Below are 18,152 nucleotides of genomic sequence, written 5' to 3'. Positions count from 1 at the left end.
CGGGGCTGGTCAGCGGGAGGGTCGGGTCAGGGCGTCGGATGCGAGGGATGCGAGGAAGGCCGGGTCGGTCTCCTGCACGTTGTGGCCGGCGTCGACGGTGATCGCGGTGGCCTTCGGGAGACGCCGTTCGAATGCGGCCGCGTCGGTGTCGGCGAGGAAGCCGCGTGCACCGCGGACGAGGGTGACGGGCGCGGTGACCGCCTCGAGATCCGCCCATGGGTCGGCCTCGGCGGCTTTCGCGTTGGCGGCGTTCAGCGCGTCGAAGGCCTGCCCGATGATGTGCGCGAAGTGATGCTTCCACTCCACGCGACCGTCCGCGCGCACGCGCGTGTTGAAGAAGACACCGCGCTCGGTGTCCTCGCGGGAACCGCCGAAGCCGAACGCCTGCGCCCGGTCGACGGCATCCTCGCGGCTCGCGAACTCGGTCACCTGGTAGAAGTCGCGGAGAACGGCCGGGGCGGCGTCGGTGTCCATCCCGGGGACGATGTCGACGAGGATGAGCTCGCGGACGAGCCGCGGATTCCGCGCGGCCACGACGGACGCCGTGAGCCCGCCGAGCGAGTGCCCGATCAGCACCTGCGGGTCACGCGTCCATTCGGCCATCGCGATCGCGACGTCGGCGGCGAGGGAGACGGGGGAGTAGTCCAGGTCCTCGCGCCAGGAGGAGTCGCCGTGACCGGCGAGATCGATCGCGAGGGCGGGTCGGTCCAGCAGCAGCTGGACGGTGTCCCAGGTGTGCGCGTTCAGGCCGGCGCCGTGCAGGAGGGTCACCTCCGGGTCTCCGCCGCCGAAGCGCAGGGCGCTGAGGGTGCGACCGTCGGGCAGCGTCAGCGAGATGCGCTCGGCAGCGGGTACGGTGGTGCCGAGGATCGCCGCCTGCGTGGGCAGGTACCGGAACTCGCTGGTGTCTTGTGCCACGGCCATATTCTCCTATCCGGATGCGGCTCACAGGAAATGCCAGATCATTACGACAAGTAATCTTCGGTAATCAATGGACATAAAGAAGTCATCTGACCACTTGGGCTTGTCTTTCTGTCTTCGCCGGTGTCGGGCCAGGTTGTGCTCCCTCGCCTAGGCTGGAACGGTGACGGTCCTTCGCATTCCCGGCGTGAACAACCTGCGTGATGTCGGCGGCATTCCCGTCGGGTCGGCGCGCGTGCGCGCGGGTGCGCTGCTGCGGTCGGGTCATCTCGCGCGGGTCACGCCGGACGGGCAGGCGTTGCTGCGCGACCGCATCCGGCGCGTGGTCGACCTGCGGGACGACACCGAGGTGCGCTCGGAGCCCTCTGCGCTCCGTGACGTCCCGACGACGCGCGTCCCCCTGTTCCTCGGCTCGGTCGGATCGTTCTTCGAGCAGGACATGGATCTGGCCGGGATGTACGGCCATCTGGTCGACGACTGCTCGTCGCGACTGGTGGATGCCGTGCGCATCCTCTCCGAGGGGGAGCCCGCGCTCGTGCACTGCACGGTCGGCAAGGACCGCACCGGGGTCATCGTCGCGCTGGCGCTGAGCGCGGTCGGGGCGGACCGCGATGCCGTGGTCGCTGACTACGCACTGACGGCGTCGCAGCTGCCCGCTGAGCGCAATCGCGCTATCGCGGAGTACTTCCGCGCCCACATGCCCGACGCGCGCAACGCGATCCAGCTCGCCACCGAGTCGCCCGCGCCGGTCATGGCCGCGCTGCTCGGCGATCTCGATCGCCGCTACGGCTCGGTCGCCGCCTACCTCCTCGAGGCGGGTCTCACGCAGGCCGAGCTGGATGCCCTCGCGGACGCGCTGATCGAGTGAGCGTCTGCTCGGGCAGGCTCAGCGGCCCAAGGCTGGGAGTCGCATAGGTTAGGCAACCCTTCCTCGGTGCTACGATGAAGACATCATGAGCACTGCCGAGACGACCGCGAGCGCACGCGCCGCACGTCGGGCGTCCCGTCGCCCGCAGGTGCAGCACCTGATCACCGCCGACGAGAACTCGCTCGCCGAGCTGGAGGTCCTGCTCGCGACGCTGCCGCTGTGCGCCGTGGGCCGTGTGTTCATCGAGGTCGCCGACCAGGACGACGTCAGCATCGTCTCGGCGCCGCCGCGCATGACCGTCACCTGGCTGCCTCGCACCCGTCGGGGCGTCCGCCGGGCGGCCGGAGAGACTCTCACGCGTGCCGCGACCGCATGGGCGGACGAGATGCTGTGCGACGACTCCGAGGGTGCGATGCGCACCGAGGCCACGCTGCTGGGCGGTTACCTCAGCACGGCGGACATCGTCGAGCACCTCACCGGAGGGTGCGGCGTCGAGCCGACGGCCATCCACGCTCCCGCACGCTACGGACTGCCGGTCTTCTGACGCTCAGCGTCCGGACCGCGGCACATAGCCGCCGTCTTCCAGACCTGCCTCGATCTCGAAGCGGTTGCGCAGGGGATTCCGGCCGGCGAACAGGTACAGCACCGGCATGAGGAAGCCGTAGCGCAGCCACTGCTGCTTGTGCACGCTCTCGTGACGCAGCACGGCATCCGAGGGTTCGACATCACCGGTCAGATAGCAGCCGCCCACGCACACCCCGCCGCGACCGTAGGCCCAGTCAGGCAGGCCGCGGAACACCCAGAGGCCGGCACGGCGCTCGACCGGTCCGGTGCTCCAGAGCGAGCCCCAGACCCAGCCGACGGAGGTGCCCCACCAGTAGCCGATCCGGCTGATGGGGGAGCGCAGCAGAAACGAGGGGATGCGCAGGTCGGAGCGTCGCCCGCGCTCGAGTGCACGCTCGGCGTCGGCGCGCCAGTCGGCGCTCATGGTGCGGCCTGCCTCATGCCGTGCGCCGCGTCACGCCACGGAACCGATCAGGCGCAGGATCGCACCCATGTCCTGCACGGCATCCGCGGGGCTGCGGGGCGCGAACCCGGCGATCGTCGCGCCGGCGAGCGGGAGATCCTGACGGACGCGCTTGACGGCGGCGGCGAGGGCGGCCGTGCTGACGCCGAACGGCTCCGCGTCCGAGACACCCTCGAACTCCGCGGGATCGATGACATCGACGTCGATGTGCACCCAGACCCGGGATGCCCCGGTCGCGCGCAGCGCCTCGGCCACGGCATCCGGATCCTGTGCGTCCTCCGGCGAGAGCGTGCGCAGCGCGTCCAGTCGCGACTTCTCGCCGTCATCGACGCTGCGAGCGCCGAGGAGGACGACCCGCTCGGCGGGGATGCCCGGGTTCAGCGCGAGCTGCGGCTCCCCGTCGCCGAGCACGGCTCCGAGGGACATGCCGGAGAACGCGCCGGACGGGGAGGTGGAGGGATCGTTCAGATCGGGATGCGCGTCGCACCAGAGCACGGCGAGATCCGAGGTGTCGATCGCGGAGAGCGCGAACACGCTCACGCTGCAGTCGCCGCCGACGAGCACGATCTGATCGTCGGCATCCGTCATGTGCTCCGCGATCAGCTCCCGCACGCGCAGCAGTGAGCTGAGCCGGCGCACGCCGGTGCCCAGCGATTCGCCGGCCTCGAGCGGCACATCCAGGACGGTGGTGTCCTTGCGGGGCAGGTCGCCGGCGATCGCGGTGGCGCCGTCGATGAGGAGCATGGCCCGCGAGGCGGGCGAGCCCTGCCACTGCGGGACGATGAGGAAACGGGTCATGGTCTCTCCCGGGAGGAGAAGGAGCGGGCGGATGCCGGGATGCGGCGTCCGCCCGCTCGGTCAATCTGTGTGTCCGATCACTCGGCTTCGATGGCGGCCTGCGGCTTGCCCGACTTGAGCTCGGCGAGGCGCGCCTCGACCTCCGTGAGCTCACCGAGGTCCTCGAGGCTCTCGAACTGCGCGTCCAGCGACGAGGCGGCGATCTCGGCCTTGCCCTGGGCGAGAGCCTCCTGGCGGCGGATCTTGTCCTCGAAGCGGCCCAGCTCGCTGGTCGGGTCGAGCACGTTGATCGAGCCGATGGCGTCCTGCACCTTGGTCTGCGCCTCGGCGACCTTGGCGCGGGCGAGCAGCTCGCTGCGCTTGGTCTTGAGCTCGCCGAGCTTGTTCTTCATGCCGTTCAAGCCGTCCTTCAGCTTGTCGACGATCTCGGTCTGCGATGCGATCTGCGGCTCGGCCGCCTTCGCCTCGCGCTCGGAGCTGATCTGGCGCTGCAGCGCGATCTTCGCGAGGTTGTCGAACTTGTCGGCGTCGGCGGTGTGGCCGGTGCCGCGGAGCTCGTCGGCCTTGCGGGAGGCGGCGAGGGCCTTGTTGCCCCAGTCCGTCGCAGCCTGCACGTCCTCCTCGTGGTCGCGCTCGAGAAGACGCAGGTTGCCGATGGTCTCCGCGATCGCGGACTCGGCGTCGGCGATGTTGTTCGTGTAGTCGCGGACGAGCTGGTCGATCATCTTCTGCGGGTCCTCGGCCTGGTCGAGGAGAGCGTTGATGTTGGCACGGACGAGCGTGGAGATGCGTCCGAAGATGGATTCCTTGGCCATTGTGTGGGTTCCCTTTTCTTCTCGGATGGTTGTCTTGCCGTGTACGTGTCTGGTCAGGTTAGAGGTCGATCTGATGAGTCGCGATCAGGTGCGCGATGTGGCTAGAAGTGGCCTCCGCTGCTGCCGGAGAACCCTCCGCCTCCTCCGCCGAAGCCTCCCACGGAGAAGCCGCCGCCGCCTCCGCCGCCGAAGAATCCGCCGCTGCTCCCGCTGGTGCCGCCTCCTCCGCCCCCGCCGAAGAGGCCGCCGCCACCACCCCAGCCGCCACCACCATGGCTGCCTGCCGACCCGATGAGGATCCCGCCGATGAAGGCGCCGAGATTGTCGTTCCCGCCTCCGCCGCCGCTCCACCCGCCGTAGTCGTTCTGGGCGAGGCGCAGGGCCTCGGCGGCGAGGGTGTCGGCGCGCTGCGCGAGCGCGAGGGCCTGCACCGGATCCGTCCCGGCGAGGCTCTGCGCCTGGTCGAGGCTTCCCTGGGCCTCGGAGAGCCGTGTGCGCGCGGTCGACGCGATCGAGCCACGGCGATTGAGGATGAAGCTCTCCGCCGAGGAGATCTGCATCTGCGCGCGCTGCATCGCATCGCCCAGCATGGCGGCGGCGCGCTGGATCCTGGCCTGTTCATCGCGCACGTGCGCGATGACGCCGTCGATCGCGATGTTCGCCGCCTCAAGGACGCGCAGCGCCTCGACGGGATTGCGACCCGATGCGCCGAGCTGGCTCTGCGCCTGGCGGATGCCCTGCTCCGTGGCCGCGACGGCCTGGGCGACAGCGCCCTGTGCGTCGGGCAGCGCGCGGGCCGTCTGCAGGTCGCTGCCCAGCTCCGCGACGAGAGCCGCGGCACGATCATCGGCATCCTTCAGCGACTTCTGCAGCTCCTCGACGGCATCCTCCAGCTGCGTCGCCTGCTGCACGGCGCCCTCCGCGGCGCGCACCGAGACGGCCGCGTCACCGGTCTTCCCCGCGGCGATGAACCCGTCGGCCGCCTCGACCTGCGTGTCCGTGAACGCGAGGCGGGATCGGGCCTGCGCGGGGTTGTCGGCGACCGGTGATATCGCTGCGGACGCATAGGCGGCTGTGAGCGCGGCGAGGATCTGATCGGCGCGGTCGACCTCGGCACCGGCGGCGGCTCGGAGCTTGCGCACGTTGTCCAGCGCAGCAGGGGCGTTCTGCTCCAGCTTGCGCAGTTCGTCGAAGTCGGCCTTGCGCTCCTCGAGCACCTTCGTCGACTCCGAGCACAGTTCGAGGATGCGCTGCGACCACTCCAGCTTCTGCTCGTCGGTGTCGGGGACCTCGTCGTCGAGCTTCTGCTGCAGGGAGAAGGCCTCGTTCAGATTGGTGCGAGAGGTCTGCAGCGCCGTGACGAAGTCGCCGATGACGTCGTCGCCGAACTGGGCGCGCGCGTACTCCATCTCCTGCTCACTGGAGCGCACGAGATCGTCGGTGCGCACGAGCGCGATGTTCGCCTGCTGCCCGATCTCCACCAGCTGCGCGCGGCGCTTCGCCTGTTCGGCAGCTCGCTTGCGGGCCCGTCGGATCAGCAGCACGACGACGACGATGATCACGGCGATCAGCAAGATGATGCCGAATACCGTCCATCCCATCGCCGTGCGCGCCGGTCCGTCGACGAGCATCTCCTGCACCTGGGCAGCCGCCGCGTCGATCGATCCGGCCCAGTCGTTGCCACGCAGCGCAGGGAGCATTGCGTCGGTGATCTGTGTGCGGTCGGAGACCGAGATCGGGCCGCCCTGCTGGGGCCCGGCTATGGCGAGCATCCGCCCCTCGGTCGAGACGCCGACCAGATACTGATGGTCGTTGAAGCCGTTGCCCGAGGCGGTGCGGGCGACCCAGTCCTTCTCGTCGGTGGCGCCGGTGAACTCGGGGACGAAGACGACGAAGAGGTCGAGTCCCGTGTCCGCGCGAAGCTTTGACAGCCGGGCATCGGCCGCCGACACCTGCTGCGAAGAGAGCACGCCGCTGATGTCGGTGACGTTGCCGGATCCGGTGAGTGGCCCTGGGTCCGTGGCGGAGGCCGCGCTCAGCGAGAACCCGCCCAGGACCGTACCGAGCAGGACCGCGACCCAGACCAGCCACCGTTGACGCATACTGTTCCCTCCGACCGGCAGCCGTGCCCCCATGCGACGAGTCTATGCACAGCGGCCGACACGCGACAGCATCCGCTGGGCGCTGCCCGTTCGCTGTCCGCGGAGGCGCATACGCTGGAAGGCATGGACGACAGGTACGGCAGCGATGTGCTCGCGGCGGGATGGCGGGAGCGCGGCTTCGCGAAGGCGAGCGACGTGCCCGCCGTGAAGGATCTCGTCGTCGAGTTGGCAGCGGACGGATACTGCGGCGCGATCACGCGCGTCGAAGCCGGGATGGTCGAGCTGGAGGATTGGAAGGGGCGCCGACGCAGCTTCCCGATGGGCGGCGGCTTCCTCGTGGAGGGCAGGCCCGTGCGCCTCGTGGTGCCGAAGGCCGCGCCGCAGGGCACCCGGCGCACGGCATCCGGCTCTTTCGCTGTCGCCGACGACCGCGCGAAGGTCGCCCTTCCCAGCCGCATCCTGGTCGAGGGCAGGCATGACGCCGAGCTGGTGGAGAAGGTGTGGGGCGCCGACCTGCGGGTCGAGGGCGTCGTGGTCGAGTACCTGCAGGGCATCGACCTGCTCGAGGAGCTGCTGACCGAGGCGCCGCCGAACGCGACCCGCCGCTACGGCGTGCTGGTCGACCACCTCGTGCCCGGGTCGAAGGAGACCCGGATGGTCGAGCAGATCATGCGCGGCCCGCACGGGAAGCATCTCAAGATCGTCGGCCACCCGTACATCGACGTCTGGCAGTGCGTCACGCCGGCCGCGATGGGCATCCGCGCCTGGCCGCAGATCCCGCGCGGCACCGACTGGAAGACGGGGATCTGCCGCGCGTTCGGCTGGCCCGCGGAGGACCAGGCCGACATCGCTCGGGCGTGGCAGCGCATCCTGTCCCGCGTGACCACCTTCCGCGACCTCGAGCCCTCTCTGCTGGGGCGGGTGGAGGAGCTGATCGACTTCGTCACCGCGCCGGCATCATGAGCGGCCGGTCGCGCGGCATCCCGACGGGGCGGGAGGGCTCGCCCCGGTACCCTGGAGGGATGCCAGAACCCCGCACCTTCCGCGAAGAACCGGTCTCGTTCGTGCGCCGCAGCGGCCGCATGTCCGAGGGTCAGGAGCGCGCGTTCGAGGAGCTCGCTCCGTCCTATCTGATCGACGTCCCGCGCGACGTGGCGTTCACCTCGGTGCATCCGGATGCCCGGCTCGACGTGGCCTCCGTCTACGGCCGCACCGCCCCGCTGATCGTCGAGATCGGATCCGGTCAGGGGCATGCGATCGTGTCCGCGGCGTCGTCGCGCCCTGACGACGACTTCCTCGCCGTCGAGGTCTTCCGCGCCGGCCTGGCCCGGACGATGCTCGACGCGGATCGCGAGGGCGCCCGCAACCTGCGTCTCGTGGAGGCGAACGCGCCGGAGGTGCTGTCGACGTTCCTGCCGGAGGGCGCGGCATCCGAGGTGTGGATCTTCTTCTCCGACCCGTGGCACAAGTCACGTCACAACAAGCGCCGCATGATCCGCCCCGGATTCCCGCCCATCGCCGCACGCGCTCTCGCCGATGGCGGGCTGCTGCGGCTGGCGACCGACTGGGAGGACTATGCGCTGCAGATGCGCGAGGTCCTCGACGAGGCGCCCGAGTTCGAGCGCGCGTTCGACGGCGAATGGGCCGAACGATTCGACGGCCGAGTGATGACCGCCTTCGAGCGCAAGGGCATCGCCAAGGGCCGCGACATCCGGGATCTGACCTACCGCAGGGTCCAGCGGGTGTGACTGCCGCCGCCTGGCGGCGGCTCGGGCCCGCCGCGCTGGTGTGCCTCGCCGCGCCGGCCTTCTTCGTGCTCGGCTGGACCTGGGTCGGATGGGTGCTGCTCGCGATCGGCGTCGGAACCGCCGCCCTGGTGGAGCGCCGGCGGCCCGAGAGCGGCGGAGCGGTGTTCGCGGGTCATCGGCCGACGTGGCGCATCGGCGAGAGACGCGCGCCGTCGCTCGCGCGGGATCTTGTGCTGATAGCGGCCGGGATGCTGATCGTGCACGCCATCTCGCTGGAGGCTCAGCTCGACGACGCGGCGATGCTGCGGTTCACCCTGGCGCTCGGGGGAGCGGTGCTCGTGCCGTACCTCGTCTCGCGGTTCGTGTTCCGGGATCGGGCGATCTCGTTCCCGTGGCGCACTCGCAGGCGCTGGGCGCGCTGGCAGTGGGTGTGGCTGGTGGCCGTGCTGGTGCTCGGCTGGCTGATCCTGCCGTACTACTTCATCTCCAGCGGCGTGTACCGCAACTGGCCCGTCGTCGACTCGCCCGAATTGATCGGACGGCTCTTCGTCGGCGTGGGAGCGGTGGGCATCTGGGACGAGCTGTTCTTCATCTGCACGGTGTTCGCGCTGCTGCGGAGGCACTTCCCCGACCTGGTCGCGAACCTGCTGCAGGCGATCGTGTTCGTGTCGTTCCTGTGGGAGCTCGGTTACCGGGCGTGGGGGCCGGTCCTGACCGTCCCGTTCGCCCTGCTGCAGGGCTGGATCTTCCTGCGGACGCATTCGCTCGCCTACGTCGTCACCGTGCATCTGCTGTTCGACGCGGTCGTGTTCGCGGTCCTCGTGCACGCGCACAATCCGGGGCTGCTCCCGGTCTTCCTGATCTGAGGCCGTCTCGGGGAACGACAGCTCCTGACGCACGACGGCCGTCGCGGTCTTCGCAGGTGGGAGACTGGAGGGGTGCACAACACCGCCTCCACCGTGGACACGCTCGCCGAAGCGGAGGTGCTCCGCCTCCGCGAGGACTTCCCGATCCTGCAGACCGAGGTGAACGGGCATCCGCTCGTCTACCTCGACTCCGGCGCGACCGCGCAACGGCCGCTCGCGGTGCTCGACGCCGAGCGCGACTACCTCCTGAACCTCAACGCGGCCGTGCACCGGGGCGCGCACACGCTCGCCGCCGAGGCGACGGATGCCTTCGAGGACGCGCGTGAGACCCTGGCGCGCTTCGTGGGCGCCGACGCGGACGAGATCGTCTGGACCTCGAACGCCACCGAGGCCGTGAACCTCGTCGCGTACTCGCTGTCGAACGCCTCGGCGGGTCGTGGCGGAGCGGAGGCGGACAGGCTTCGCCTCGCCGAGGGCGACGAGATCGTGACCACCGAGATGGAGCACCACGCCAACCTCATCCCATGGCAGGAGCTGGCGGCGCGCACCGGCGCGACGCTGCGCGTCATCCCGCTGGACGATGACGGTGCGCTGCGCATGGAGGAGGCCGCCCGGCTGATCGGGCCGCGCACCCGGATCGTCGCCGTCACCCACGTCTCGAACGTCCTCGGTGTGGTCAACCCGATCGAGGAGGTCATCGCGCTCGCTCGCGAGGCCGGGGCGATGGTGCTTCTGGATGCCTGCCAGTCCGCGCCCCACCTGCCTCTTGACCTGCATGCTCTCGACGTGGACTTCGCGGTGCTGTCCGGGCACAAGATGCTCGGCCCGACCGGGATCGGCGCCCTGTACGGGCGGCGGGAGCTGCTCGAGGCCATGCCGCCGTTCCTCACCGGCGGTTCGATGATCACGACCGTCACGACCACGGAGGCCGCGTATCTGCCTCCGCCGCAGCGCTTCGAGGCCGGAACGCAGCGCGTCTCGCAGGCGATCGCGCTGGCCGCCGCCGTCCGCTACCTGGAGCGCGTCGGGATGCCGCGGATCGCCGCACACGAAGCCGAGCTGGGCTCTCGGCTCGTCGACGGGCTCGGCGCGCTCGATGGCGTGCGGGTGCTGGGATCGGGCATCGCACGGCCCCGCGTCGGGCTCGCGAGCTTCGACGTGGCCGGCATCCACGCCCACGACGTCGGTCAGATCCTGGACGACGAGGGCATCGCGGTGCGCGTGGGCCATCACTGCGCTCAGCCTCTGCACCGGCGCCTGGGCATCACGGCATCCACCCGAGCCAGCACCTACCTGTACACGACCCGCGACGAGGTCGACGCGGTGATCGCAGGGGTCGCCCGCGCGATCGACTTCTTCCGGAGGCGCTGATGTCCTCTTCCGACCTCAACGGGCTCTACCAGGAGCTCATCCTCGATCACTCCCGTGCGCCGCACGGCTACGGGCTGCGCGAACCGATCGCCGCCCAGTCGCACCAGCTCAATCCCACCTGCGGCGACGAGATCACCCTGCAGATGCACCGCGCGCCGGACGGCACGATCGAGGCCGTCGCCTGGGAGGGCCACGGCTGCGCGATCTCGCAGGCCTCGGCGTCGCTGTTCGCCGAGCTTGTCGAGGGGATGCCCGAGGACGAGGTGATCAGACGGATCGACGCGTTCCGCGAGGCGATGCGATCGCGGGGCCGGATCGAGCCGGATCCCGAGCTGCTCGGGGACGCGACCGCCCTGGGGGGAGTGTCGAAGTACGTCGCTCGGGTGAAGTGCGCGATGCTCGCCTGGGTCGCCGCGGAGGATGCTCTGCGCAAGGGGTGAGGCGGAACGGGACGGGCCCCGCTGAATGATAGGCTCGATGAGTTCGCCTCCGTAGCTCAGCGGATAGAGCGCCGGTTTCCGGTACCGTAGGTCGCAGGTTCGATTCCTGTCGGGGGCACGAACGCTGAAGGCCGCCCCCGCTTGCGGGGGCGGCCTTCAGCGTTCTACCCGCCCCCGACAGAGGGGCCCCGCCGGCCAGGAGGCTCGCCGCGCCCCCTCCGTGCGCAACGCGACCCGACCTCGCCCACCCGCGGCGCGGTGAGTGGCCGGTGGGGACGCGGGGGCACGACGGCCGAAGGCCGTCTCCCGTCTCGATCCTCGATGCGACCACCTGACGCGCCGTCCGAGGCACAATAGCCCTACGCTGCCATCGGAGGAAGAGCCCGTCATGCCTCATCGCTTCAAGGTCGGGGATCACGTCACCTGGAACTCCGAGGCCGGTCACGTCAGCGGCCGCATCGTCAAGGTGCACACGGCCGATTTCGACTACAAGGGGCACACGCACCGTGCCAGCGAGGCCGATCCGCAGTACGAGATCAAGAGCGACAGGACCGACCACATCGCGGCGCACAAGGGCGGTGCCCTGAAGCTCGCCGATGACTGAGCGGACGATCCTCACCGTCGGGCACTCCACGCATCCGCTCGACGAGTTCCTCGGACTGCTGAGCGATGCGGACATCGGAGGGATCGTCGACGTACGGCGGCTGCCGGGCTCCCGGCGCTTCCCCTGGTTCGACCAGGACGCCCTGTCCGAGAGCCTCGCCGATGCCGGCATCCGGTACACCCGCATCCCGGAGCTGACCGGTCGCCGTCCCGTGCAGCACGACGTCCCCGACGAGGTGGACGCGCTCTGGCGCAACCGCAGCTTCCACAACTACGCCGACCACGCGCTCGGCCCGGACTTCGCCCGTGGGCTCGACGAGCTCGTGCGCCTTGGCGGTGAGAGCCGGACCGCGGTGATGTGCTCGGAGGCCGTGTGGTGGCGCTGTCATCGCCGCATCATCGCGGACCACCTGCTGGCCCGCGGCATCCGTGTCGAGCACATCATGCCCGACGGGCGCATCTCGCCGGCCGAGCTCACCCCGGGTGCGGTGATCCGGGGGACTCAGGTCGTCTATCCGGCCGCGGACCCTACTTCGCCGGCTTCTGATGGGCGCCGTCCGCCGCCGTGACCGGCGCCGTGCTGAAGCGCTCCAGCGCGTCGTGCACCTTCTCGGCGAGGTACTCGTGGCCCGCGTTCGTCGGATGCCTGCGACCCGCACCCACATCGATCAGACGCAGGTAGTTCTCGGGCGTGATCCAGTTCTCCTGCACGGGCGAGATGTACCACCAGGCGCGCTGGGCCGCCAGACGTGAGAGGTCGTGGTCGATGCGCGCCGTCGATGCGCCGACGGGCAGCTCGTGCGGCGCGGGACCCAGCACGACTATCGGGACGTCGGGGAACTTGCCGGTCAGTGCATCCCACGCGGCGTTGACGGCGGCGGGGAACGCCGCGGCGTTCTCGCGGCGATCGTTGATCGAGCCCTCGATGACGATCAGGTCGGGGGCGATGCTCGGATCCAGCGCCCTGATGCGGGTCAGGTAGTCGGGCCCGTCGAGTCCGGGCTTCTGGTATCCGCTGCCGCGGACGCCGTCGACCACGGTGGTTCCGTCGATGAGTCCGGCGAGCAGATACGCGTACCCGTTCGTCGGGGGAGTGGCAGCCGAGCCGTACGTCCAGGAGTCTCCGAACACGAGCACCTTCGGATGCTCGGGAAGCGCCAGCGGGGCGGGCTGGACACCGCTCTCGGCGGCCGCGATCGGCGGCGTCTCCGCGGGCGGCATCCACGGCCGGGAGATCCCGAGGAACACCGTGAGCGCGGCAGCGAGCGCGCCCACGACCACGAGGGCCGTGCGGCGCCGTCGGGTCGGCGGACGCGTGGTCATTGGAGAAGAGTAAGTCATGTTCGGTCAGAACAGAATTCGGATGCCGCGGTGGGACGCCGAAGGCCCGGGAACCTGAGGAACCCGGGCCTTCGGAGCTGACGGATGCTACTTCGAGGTGCCCTGCGAGACGGATCCCTGCAGCTGGCGCTGGAAGAGGATGTAGACGATCAGCACCGGGATGATGGTGATCATCACGGCGGCGAACATCTGCCCGAAGTCGAGGGCGTAGCCGGCCGACGACGCGTAGGCGGCCATACCCTGCGAGAGCACGTAGTTGTCCTTGTCCGCGTTCAGCGAGATCGGCAGCAGGAACTGGTTCCACAGACCCAGGAAGTTCATGATCGCGACAGCGGCCATGCCGGGCTTGGCCATCGGGAGCATCACCTGGAAGAACGTGCGCCACTCACTGGCCCCGTCCACGTAGGCGGCCTCCTGGATCTCGTACGGCAGCGACTTGAAGAACGAGAACAGGAAGAACACCGTGAACGGCAGCGCGAACGCCACATAGGTGACGATGAGGCCTGCCAGCGTGTTCAGCAGCTGCATGTTCTGCAGGATCATGAACAGCGGGACGATGGCGAGGAAGACCGGGAAGGTCAGTCCAGCCAGCATCAGGTAGTAGATGACCTTGCTGCCGGGAAGCGAGAACCGTGCCAGCACGTACGCGCACATGGCGCCGAGCACCATCACGAGCACGAGCGAGACGCCCACGACGATCACGGTGTTCAGGAACATCCCGCCGAAGTTGTTGTCGACCCAGGCGCTGACGTAGTTGTCGAAGTTCCAGTTCGCGGGCAGGCCGAAGGGGGACTTGAAGATCTCCTTCGTGGTCTTGAACGAGCCGATCAGCGTCCAGAGCATCGGCAGGATGACGATCAGCGACCAGATCACCATCACCACGTGGGAGATGCCGCCGACGACCTTGTCGCCGGCGGTCGACTTCGTGGTGCGCACGTCCTTGGCGGAGGCCGAGTGGCGATCGATCGTGATTGCGGCGCGCGTGTCGGTGCTCATGCGCGTCCTCCTTCATCCTTGCCGCCGATCAGGCGGAACACGCCGATGATCAGGGCGGCGAACAGCAGCGTGAGCACGGCGAGCACCACGCCCATGGCGGTGGCGAGGCCGAATTGGCCCTTCTCGAACGCGGTGCGGAACAGGTACTGGCTCATGACCAGCGTGCTGTTGCCAGGACCACCGGTCGAGTTCAGGCCCGCCATGTAGACGAACGCGTCCAGGGCCATGATCCCGAGGTAGATGTACGCGGTCTGCACGTTGTCGCGCATCTGCGGGAGCAGGATCGAGGTCACGGTGCGGAAGCGGCCGGCGCCGTCGATGCGGGCGGCCTCGAGCGTCTCGGCGGGAATGCCCTTGATCGCGGCGATGAACAGGATCATGTAGAAGCCGACCATGCTCCAGACGATCACGAAGATCGTGGCTCCCATGGCGGTGTTCGCATCGCCGAGCCAGGCGAACTGGCCGGTGTCGATGCCGATCGCGCCCAGCGCGCCGTTGAGCAGGCCGGTCGGCGCGTAGATCATGCTCCACAGGATCGCGATGACGATCGCGGGGATGACGTAGGGGAAGAACGAGATGACGCGGTAGAAGCTCGAACCCCGGAGCCCCCGCACCTGACCGTGGCTCGGGCCGCCGACGGTGATCATGCTGGCGAAGACGAGGGCGATGACGATGGTGATGAGCGGCACGATGAGCGCCAGCACCACGTTGTTGAGCATCGCCTGCTTGAAGGTGCTGTCGTTGAACAGCCGGACGTAGTTGTCGAGGCCGACGAAGTCCATGTTCGGCGAGAAGCCGGTCCAGTTCGTCATGGCGTAGTACAGCGCCTGCACGAACGGCGAGATGACGAAGATCAGGAAGATCGCCAGCGGCAGCAGCAGGAAGACCGCGATGAACGAGATGAAATCGAAGGTCAGCCTGCGCCCGCCCAGGCGGGGCGACATGCGTCGCCCCGCCTGGGTTGCAGTGACCGCGGCCGTCTGAAGGCCGGGTCCGCCGCTGGGTGTCGAATTGCTCACTTGATCTCGATCTTCTTGACCGAGCTGTCCTCGCGGACCTTGTCGGTCAGGGCCTGCAGCTGAGAGGTGATCTCGGCCACCGTCATGCCGCCACCCAGGAACGAGTTCCAGATCGGCAGCTGGTCGGAGTTCATGCCGTACAGGTTGAACGACTTGATGGTGAAGACGTTGTCGCCTGCGGCGGCCAGCAGCTCCGACTGGGAGACGAGCGCCGTCGAGCCGAAGCCGTCGGCGGGGACGGTGTCCTTGACGATGGTCGGCGCGAGCTTCGCCTTGGCGAACGCGGTGGCCGACTCCTTCGAGAGCATCGTGCGCAGCAGCTCCTTGCCGCCGGCCGGGTTCTTCGCCTTCTTGGGGACGATGAACGGCTCGCCGGCTTCGGCGCGCATGGTGCCCTTGGGGGTCGTCTGGTTGGCGTCGAGGGGCAGCTCCGCGATGCCCTTCATCTTGAAGCCGTCCTTCGTCGTCTTCTTCATCTCGTTCTCGATCCACGAGCCCGAGGGGTACAGCAGCGCCTCCTGGTCCAGGCTCCACTGAGACTGGGCCTGCGTGAACTGCGTGCCACCGCCACCGGGCTTGACGTAGCCCGACTTGATGAGGTCGTAGAGGATCTCGAGGATGCCCTGGATGGCCGGGTGCGACCACGCCTTGGCGTCGAGGTTCTCCAGCGGCAGGCGCACGTCGTCGCCGGCCTGGATGACAGCGGAGTCCACCACCATGGTCTGGTAGTAGGTCGCCGCCTCCTTGCCCCAGAGGAAGAGGTACTTGCCCTTCGCCTTGGCGGCCTCGCCGAGGGCCTTCAGGTCCTGCCACGAGGTGGGGACGGTCCAGCCGTTCTCCTCGAACAGGCTGGATGAGTACCAGATGCCGTAGACGGTCATGACGTAGTTCAGCGCCACGAACTTGCCGTCGAAGGTGCCGGGTGCCTTGACACCGCCGAACAGCGTGTCGCTGATCTTGGTGCCCTCGAGGTTGTTCGAGTCGAGCACGTCGTCGAGCGTCTCGAGCTGGTCGAGGATGGTGTTCCATCCGATCGAGTTGGCGCCCGAGTTGTCGATGAGGTCCGGCGGGTTGCCACCGACGAATCGGGGCTGCAGCTCCTGGGCGATCTTGGTCGAGGAGTTCACCTTGACGGACACGCCGCCGAGCTTCTTGTTCCCCTCCATGATCTTCGCCGAGGTCTCGACGTAGTCGATGCCATAGCCGCCGTTGAAGATGACCGCGTCGACCTTCGAGTTGGCGGCGACGCCGAACGGGTTGTCAGCGGTGACCTTGCCGGTTCCCGCGCCGCCGCCACCGCCGCCGCCGGGTGCTGCGCACGAAGCGAGGGTTGCGCCGAACGGCAGCAGGAGAGCAGCCGTGGCCGCGCCGCGCAGCAGGTTGCGACGGCTGATGGATGCTTCTTTGAGTTCCATCTTCATACCTTCCGTAGTGATGTGATCGGTGTACAGGGTTCGGGCCCTTCGACGAGCTCAGGGTCCCAGGGTGAGCTCTGAGGTCAAGCTCCCCGCCGCAGGCGGCCCGCGTAGCGGTCCTCGAGGACGGAGTTGTGCTCATCGCCGCCGGGGATGTTGGCGGAGATGTACATCGGTGGGGTCTCACCGCGCTCGGCGATCGTGCGCGCGACGCCGAGCGTCAGCAGCTGCGCGATGAAGGCCGCGGTGATGGAGGAGATCGCGCCGGCGCCGATGCCGTCCGTGATCTCGAGCGTGGAGTCGCCGTACGGGGCGAGGTTGTCGATGACGACATCGGCGATCTCGCTGAGTCGCTTCCCGCTGGGATGCTTGGGCTCGACGCGCGCGGTGTGCTGCAGGCTCGTCACGGCGATGACCTTGTGGCCGTGCTCCTGCGCCCACAGCGCGGTGCCCACGATCGATCCGTTCACGCCCGAATTGGAGGCGATCAGGAACACGTCGCCCGCACCGACCGGGACGGTGGCCATGAGCTCGTCCACGACCCACGGCTCGCGCTCCAGGGAGCCGGTGAGCACGTCGACGTCGCGGTCGCCGTGCATCACGATGTCGCGCAGCGCGAATCGGTTGGTGGGGATCAGCCCGCCGGCGCGTCCCGCGATCTCCATCGCGAACGCCTCGGAGTGGCCGGTGCCGAACGCGTGGATCACTCCGCCGTCGTCCAGCGCCTTCACCATGAGGGCGATGGCGGCATCGAGCGCGCCCGCCTCGGCATCCGCGGCGAGACGCTCGAGCCGGGAGGTCGCCTGCTGGAGCAGATCGGTCGGGGTGGCGGTCATCGGTTCTCCTCCGTGACGGGGGCGGGCTTGGGGACGCGCACCGGGCGACGGTGGGCGGAGACCGCCATCGCGCTGGCGGCGAGATGCGTGGACGCCTCGCCGAACATCTGCTGGGCCACCAGCAGGTACAGCAGATCCAGCACCAGCAGCTGCGAGTGCTTGACCGAGAGGTCATCCGGGCGCAGGTAGTGCGATGGCTCGGCGGTGGCGAGGGAGATGTCGGCGATGCCTGCGAGCCATGAGTCCGCGTCATGGGTGATCGCGACGGTGAAGGCACCGGCCGCGCCCGCCTGGGAGAGCATCTGCACGGTCTCGTCGGTGCGGCCCGTGCTCGACACGCCGATCGCGACCGAGGACGCGTTCTGCATCACGGCACTGGTGAGGCCGTCGTGCACGTCCGACCAGGCGTGGGCGTTGACGCCGATGCGGTACAGCCGGCCCTGGAACTCCCGGGCGATGACACCGCTGCCGCCCACGCCGTAGATGTCGACGTGGCGCGAGGCGGCGATGGCGTTCGCGACCTGCATGACGGCGTCGAGGTCCAGGCGTGCAGCCGTGCTCTCCAGGCTGGCGACGTGCAGGGCGACGAGCGTCTGGAGCACCTTGCCCGGCTCGTCGGTGGCGCCGAACTCCTCGCCGATGTCGGCCTGCCAGCTCTCGTCGGCGTCTCCGCGCCCGATCTCGCTCGCCACACCGACGCGGAACTGCGTGTAGCCGTCGAACCCGATCGCCCGGCAGAAGCGGGTGACGGTCGCGGGGGAGGTGCCGGCACGGTCGGCGAGCTCGGTGATGGTCAGCTCGACCGGGGCCGCGGGGTGACCGGTGACCACGTCGGCGATCTTGCTCATCGCCGTCGGCATGGTGTGACGACCGGCCGCGATGCGGCGCGCGATCGTCATTCCGTTGCCGAAGTCCTTGGTCCGTGGCACCATTGCCTCCTGAATCCCGCCCGGAGTATTTCTCGTTGAGATGAAAACTATTCTCAC

At 69.0% G+C, this 18,152-nt stretch carries 20 protein-coding genes and 1 tRNA gene; 10 read left to right on the top strand and 11 right to left on the bottom strand.

The features are described 5' to 3' along the window. Positions 1-9: 9 nt before the first annotated feature. The gene (locus tag MIAR_RS07150) at positions 10-924 is read right to left on the bottom strand and encodes an alpha/beta fold hydrolase (protein ID WP_285633409.1); all 915 of its coding nucleotides are present in this window, start codon (positions 922-924) and stop codon (positions 10-12) included. 160 nt (positions 925-1,084) lie between these two features. Here MIAR_RS07150 and MIAR_RS07145 point away from each other — a divergent pair, with 160 nt between their 5' ends. Together MIAR_RS07145 and MIAR_RS07140 are read left to right on the top strand one after the other, a co-directional pair. Further along, on the top strand, positions 1,085-1,789 hold the full coding sequence (locus tag MIAR_RS07145) for a tyrosine-protein phosphatase (protein WP_285633406.1): 705 nt from the start codon (positions 1,085-1,087) through the stop codon (positions 1,787-1,789). 85 nt (positions 1,790-1,874) lie between these two features. Then, positions 1,875-2,333 (top strand): SIP domain-containing protein, encoded by a 459-nt coding sequence (locus MIAR_RS07140; protein WP_285633403.1) that lies wholly within the window; start codon positions 1,875-1,877, stop codon positions 2,331-2,333. Positions 2,334-2,336: 3 nt separating this feature from the next. On the opposite strand, the gene MIAR_RS07135 is transcribed toward MIAR_RS07140, so the two are convergent. From MIAR_RS07135 to MIAR_RS07120, 4 genes are all read right to left on the bottom strand, one after another. Beyond that, positions 2,337-2,777 (bottom strand): Fe-S oxidoreductase, encoded by a 441-nt coding sequence (locus MIAR_RS07135; protein WP_285633400.1) that lies wholly within the window; start codon positions 2,775-2,777, stop codon positions 2,337-2,339. Between the two features lie 30 nt (positions 2,778-2,807). Next, positions 2,808-3,614 (bottom strand): arginase family protein, encoded by an 807-nt coding sequence (locus tag MIAR_RS07130; protein WP_285633397.1) that lies wholly within the window; start codon positions 3,612-3,614, stop codon positions 2,808-2,810. A 77-nt stretch (positions 3,615-3,691) separates the two neighbouring features. Then, the gene (locus MIAR_RS07125; protein ID WP_285633394.1) at positions 3,692-4,429 is read right to left on the bottom strand and encodes a PspA/IM30 family protein; all 738 of its coding nucleotides are present in this window, start codon (positions 4,427-4,429) and stop codon (positions 3,692-3,694) included. 101 nt (positions 4,430-4,530) lie between these two features. Next, positions 4,531-6,531, bottom strand: a complete 2,001-nt coding sequence (locus tag MIAR_RS07120; RefSeq protein ID WP_285633392.1) for a TPM domain-containing protein — start codon at positions 6,529-6,531, stop codon at positions 4,531-4,533. A 123-nt stretch (positions 6,532-6,654) separates the two neighbouring features. Here MIAR_RS07120 and MIAR_RS07115 point away from each other — a divergent pair, with 123 nt between their 5' ends. From MIAR_RS07115 to MIAR_RS07080, 8 genes are all read left to right on the top strand, one after another. Next, the gene (locus MIAR_RS07115) at positions 6,655-7,494 is read left to right on the top strand and encodes a DUF3097 domain-containing protein (protein ID WP_285633390.1); all 840 of its coding nucleotides are present in this window, start codon (positions 6,655-6,657) and stop codon (positions 7,492-7,494) included. Positions 7,495-7,553: 59 nt separating this feature from the next. After that, a complete protein-coding gene (gene trmB, locus MIAR_RS07110) occupies positions 7,554-8,279 on the top strand; it encodes a tRNA (guanosine(46)-N7)-methyltransferase TrmB (RefSeq protein ID WP_285633388.1) in 726 nt (241 codons plus the stop codon). After that, a complete protein-coding gene (locus tag MIAR_RS07105; protein ID WP_285633386.1) occupies positions 8,276-9,145 on the top strand; it encodes a CPBP family intramembrane glutamic endopeptidase in 870 nt (289 codons plus the stop codon). Before trmB ends, MIAR_RS07105 begins: the two co-directional genes overlap by 4 nt. 72 nt (positions 9,146-9,217) lie before the next feature. Then, positions 9,218-10,516, top strand: a complete 1,299-nt coding sequence (locus tag MIAR_RS07100) for a cysteine desulfurase (RefSeq protein WP_285633383.1) — start codon at positions 9,218-9,220, stop codon at positions 10,514-10,516. Next, entirely contained in the window at positions 10,516-10,956 is a 441-nt protein-coding gene (gene sufU, locus MIAR_RS07095) for a Fe-S cluster assembly sulfur transfer protein SufU (protein WP_285633381.1), read from the top strand. The genes MIAR_RS07100 and sufU overlap by 1 nt, the downstream gene beginning before the upstream one ends. 45 nt (positions 10,957-11,001) lie before the next feature. Further along, positions 11,002-11,074 (top strand) — tRNA-Arg (locus MIAR_RS07090). 270 nt (positions 11,075-11,344) lie between these two features. After that, on the top strand, positions 11,345-11,560 hold the full coding sequence (locus MIAR_RS07085; RefSeq protein WP_285633378.1) for a hypervirulence associated TUDOR domain-containing protein: 216 nt from the start codon (positions 11,345-11,347) through the stop codon (positions 11,558-11,560). Then, positions 11,553-12,128 (top strand): DUF488 domain-containing protein, encoded by a 576-nt coding sequence (locus MIAR_RS07080; protein ID WP_285633376.1) that lies wholly within the window; start codon positions 11,553-11,555, stop codon positions 12,126-12,128. Before MIAR_RS07085 ends, MIAR_RS07080 begins: the two co-directional genes overlap by 8 nt. Here MIAR_RS07080 and MIAR_RS07075 read toward each other — a convergent pair. The 6 genes from MIAR_RS07075 to MIAR_RS07050 form a co-directional block, all read right to left on the bottom strand. Further along, positions 12,088-12,882, bottom strand: coding sequence for an SGNH/GDSL hydrolase family protein (locus MIAR_RS07075; RefSeq protein ID WP_285633373.1), 795 nt, complete (start codon positions 12,880-12,882; stop codon positions 12,088-12,090). The genes MIAR_RS07080 and MIAR_RS07075 overlap by 41 nt on opposite strands. 105 nt (positions 12,883-12,987) lie before the next feature. Then, positions 12,988-13,896, bottom strand: a complete 909-nt coding sequence (locus MIAR_RS07070; RefSeq protein ID WP_285633370.1) for a carbohydrate ABC transporter permease — start codon at positions 13,894-13,896, stop codon at positions 12,988-12,990. Next, positions 13,893-14,840, bottom strand: coding sequence for a carbohydrate ABC transporter permease (locus MIAR_RS07065; protein WP_285633367.1), 948 nt, complete (start codon positions 14,838-14,840; stop codon positions 13,893-13,895). The genes MIAR_RS07070 and MIAR_RS07065 overlap by 4 nt, the downstream gene beginning before the upstream one ends. Before the next feature lie 71 nt (positions 14,841-14,911). Beyond that, entirely contained in the window at positions 14,912-16,330 is a 1,419-nt protein-coding gene (gene ngcE / locus MIAR_RS07060) for an N-acetylglucosamine/diacetylchitobiose ABC transporter substrate-binding protein (RefSeq protein ID WP_285633364.1), read from the bottom strand. Positions 16,331-16,413: 83 nt separating this feature from the next. Beyond that, on the bottom strand, positions 16,414-17,166 hold the full coding sequence (locus tag MIAR_RS07055) for a sugar isomerase domain-containing protein (RefSeq protein WP_285633362.1): 753 nt from the start codon (positions 17,164-17,166) through the stop codon (positions 16,414-16,416). Then, positions 17,163-18,095, bottom strand: a complete 933-nt coding sequence (locus MIAR_RS07050; protein ID WP_285633359.1) for a MurR/RpiR family transcriptional regulator — start codon at positions 18,093-18,095, stop codon at positions 17,163-17,165. The genes MIAR_RS07055 and MIAR_RS07050 overlap by 4 nt, the downstream gene beginning before the upstream one ends. Positions 18,096-18,152 lie beyond the last annotated feature (57 nt).

The organism is Microbacterium arabinogalactanolyticum (genome assembly GCF_030268005.1).
Lineage (GTDB): Bacteria > Actinomycetota > Actinomycetes > Actinomycetales > Microbacteriaceae > Microbacterium > Microbacterium arabinogalactanolyticum.
Note: the sequence above shows the minus strand (reverse complement) of the source record. Positions and strands in the feature narration are given on the sequence as shown.

What these genes read in the sequence shown, in the direction of transcription:
- MIAR_RS07150 (WP_285633409.1), bottom strand. Translation starts at nt 924, where the DNA reads ATGGCCGTGGCACAAGACACCAGCGAGTTCCGGTACCTGCCCACGCAG.
- MIAR_RS07140 (WP_285633403.1), top strand. Translation starts at nt 1,875, where the DNA reads ATGAGCACTGCCGAGACGACCGCGAGCGCACGCGCCGCACGTCGGGCG.
- MIAR_RS07135 (WP_285633400.1), bottom strand. Translation starts at nt 2,777, where the DNA reads ATGAGCGCCGACTGGCGCGCCGACGCCGAGCGTGCACTCGAGCGCGGG.
- MIAR_RS07130 (WP_285633397.1), bottom strand. Translation starts at nt 3,614, where the DNA reads ATGACCCGTTTCCTCATCGTCCCGCAGTGGCAGGGCTCGCCCGCCTCG.
- MIAR_RS07125 (WP_285633394.1), bottom strand. Translation starts at nt 4,429, where the DNA reads ATGGCCAAGGAATCCATCTTCGGACGCATCTCCACGCTCGTCCGTGCC.
- MIAR_RS07120 (WP_285633392.1), bottom strand. Translation starts at nt 6,531, where the DNA reads ATGCGTCAACGGTGGCTGGTCTGGGTCGCGGTCCTGCTCGGTACGGTC.
- MIAR_RS07115 (WP_285633390.1), top strand. Translation starts at nt 6,655, where the DNA reads ATGGACGACAGGTACGGCAGCGATGTGCTCGCGGCGGGATGGCGGGAG.
- trmB (WP_285633388.1), top strand. Translation starts at nt 7,554, where the DNA reads ATGCCAGAACCCCGCACCTTCCGCGAAGAACCGGTCTCGTTCGTGCGC.
- sufU (WP_285633381.1), top strand. Translation starts at nt 10,516, where the DNA reads ATGTCCTCTTCCGACCTCAACGGGCTCTACCAGGAGCTCATCCTCGAT.
- MIAR_RS07085 (WP_285633378.1), top strand. Translation starts at nt 11,345, where the DNA reads ATGCCTCATCGCTTCAAGGTCGGGGATCACGTCACCTGGAACTCCGAG.
- MIAR_RS07080 (WP_285633376.1), top strand. Translation starts at nt 11,553, where the DNA reads ATGACTGAGCGGACGATCCTCACCGTCGGGCACTCCACGCATCCGCTC.
- MIAR_RS07075 (WP_285633373.1), bottom strand. Translation starts at nt 12,882, where the DNA reads ATGACCACGCGTCCGCCGACCCGACGGCGCCGCACGGCCCTCGTGGTC.
- MIAR_RS07070 (WP_285633370.1), bottom strand. Translation starts at nt 13,896, where the DNA reads ATGAGCACCGACACGCGCGCCGCAATCACGATCGATCGCCACTCGGCC.
- MIAR_RS07065 (WP_285633367.1), bottom strand. Translation starts at nt 14,840, where the DNA reads ATGTCGCCCCGCCTGGGCGGGCGCAGGCTGACCTTCGATTTCATCTCG.
- ngcE (WP_285633364.1), bottom strand. Translation starts at nt 16,330, where the DNA reads ATGGAACTCAAAGAAGCATCCATCAGCCGTCGCAACCTGCTGCGCGGC.
- MIAR_RS07055 (WP_285633362.1), bottom strand. Translation starts at nt 17,166, where the DNA reads ATGACCGCCACCCCGACCGATCTGCTCCAGCAGGCGACCTCCCGGCTC.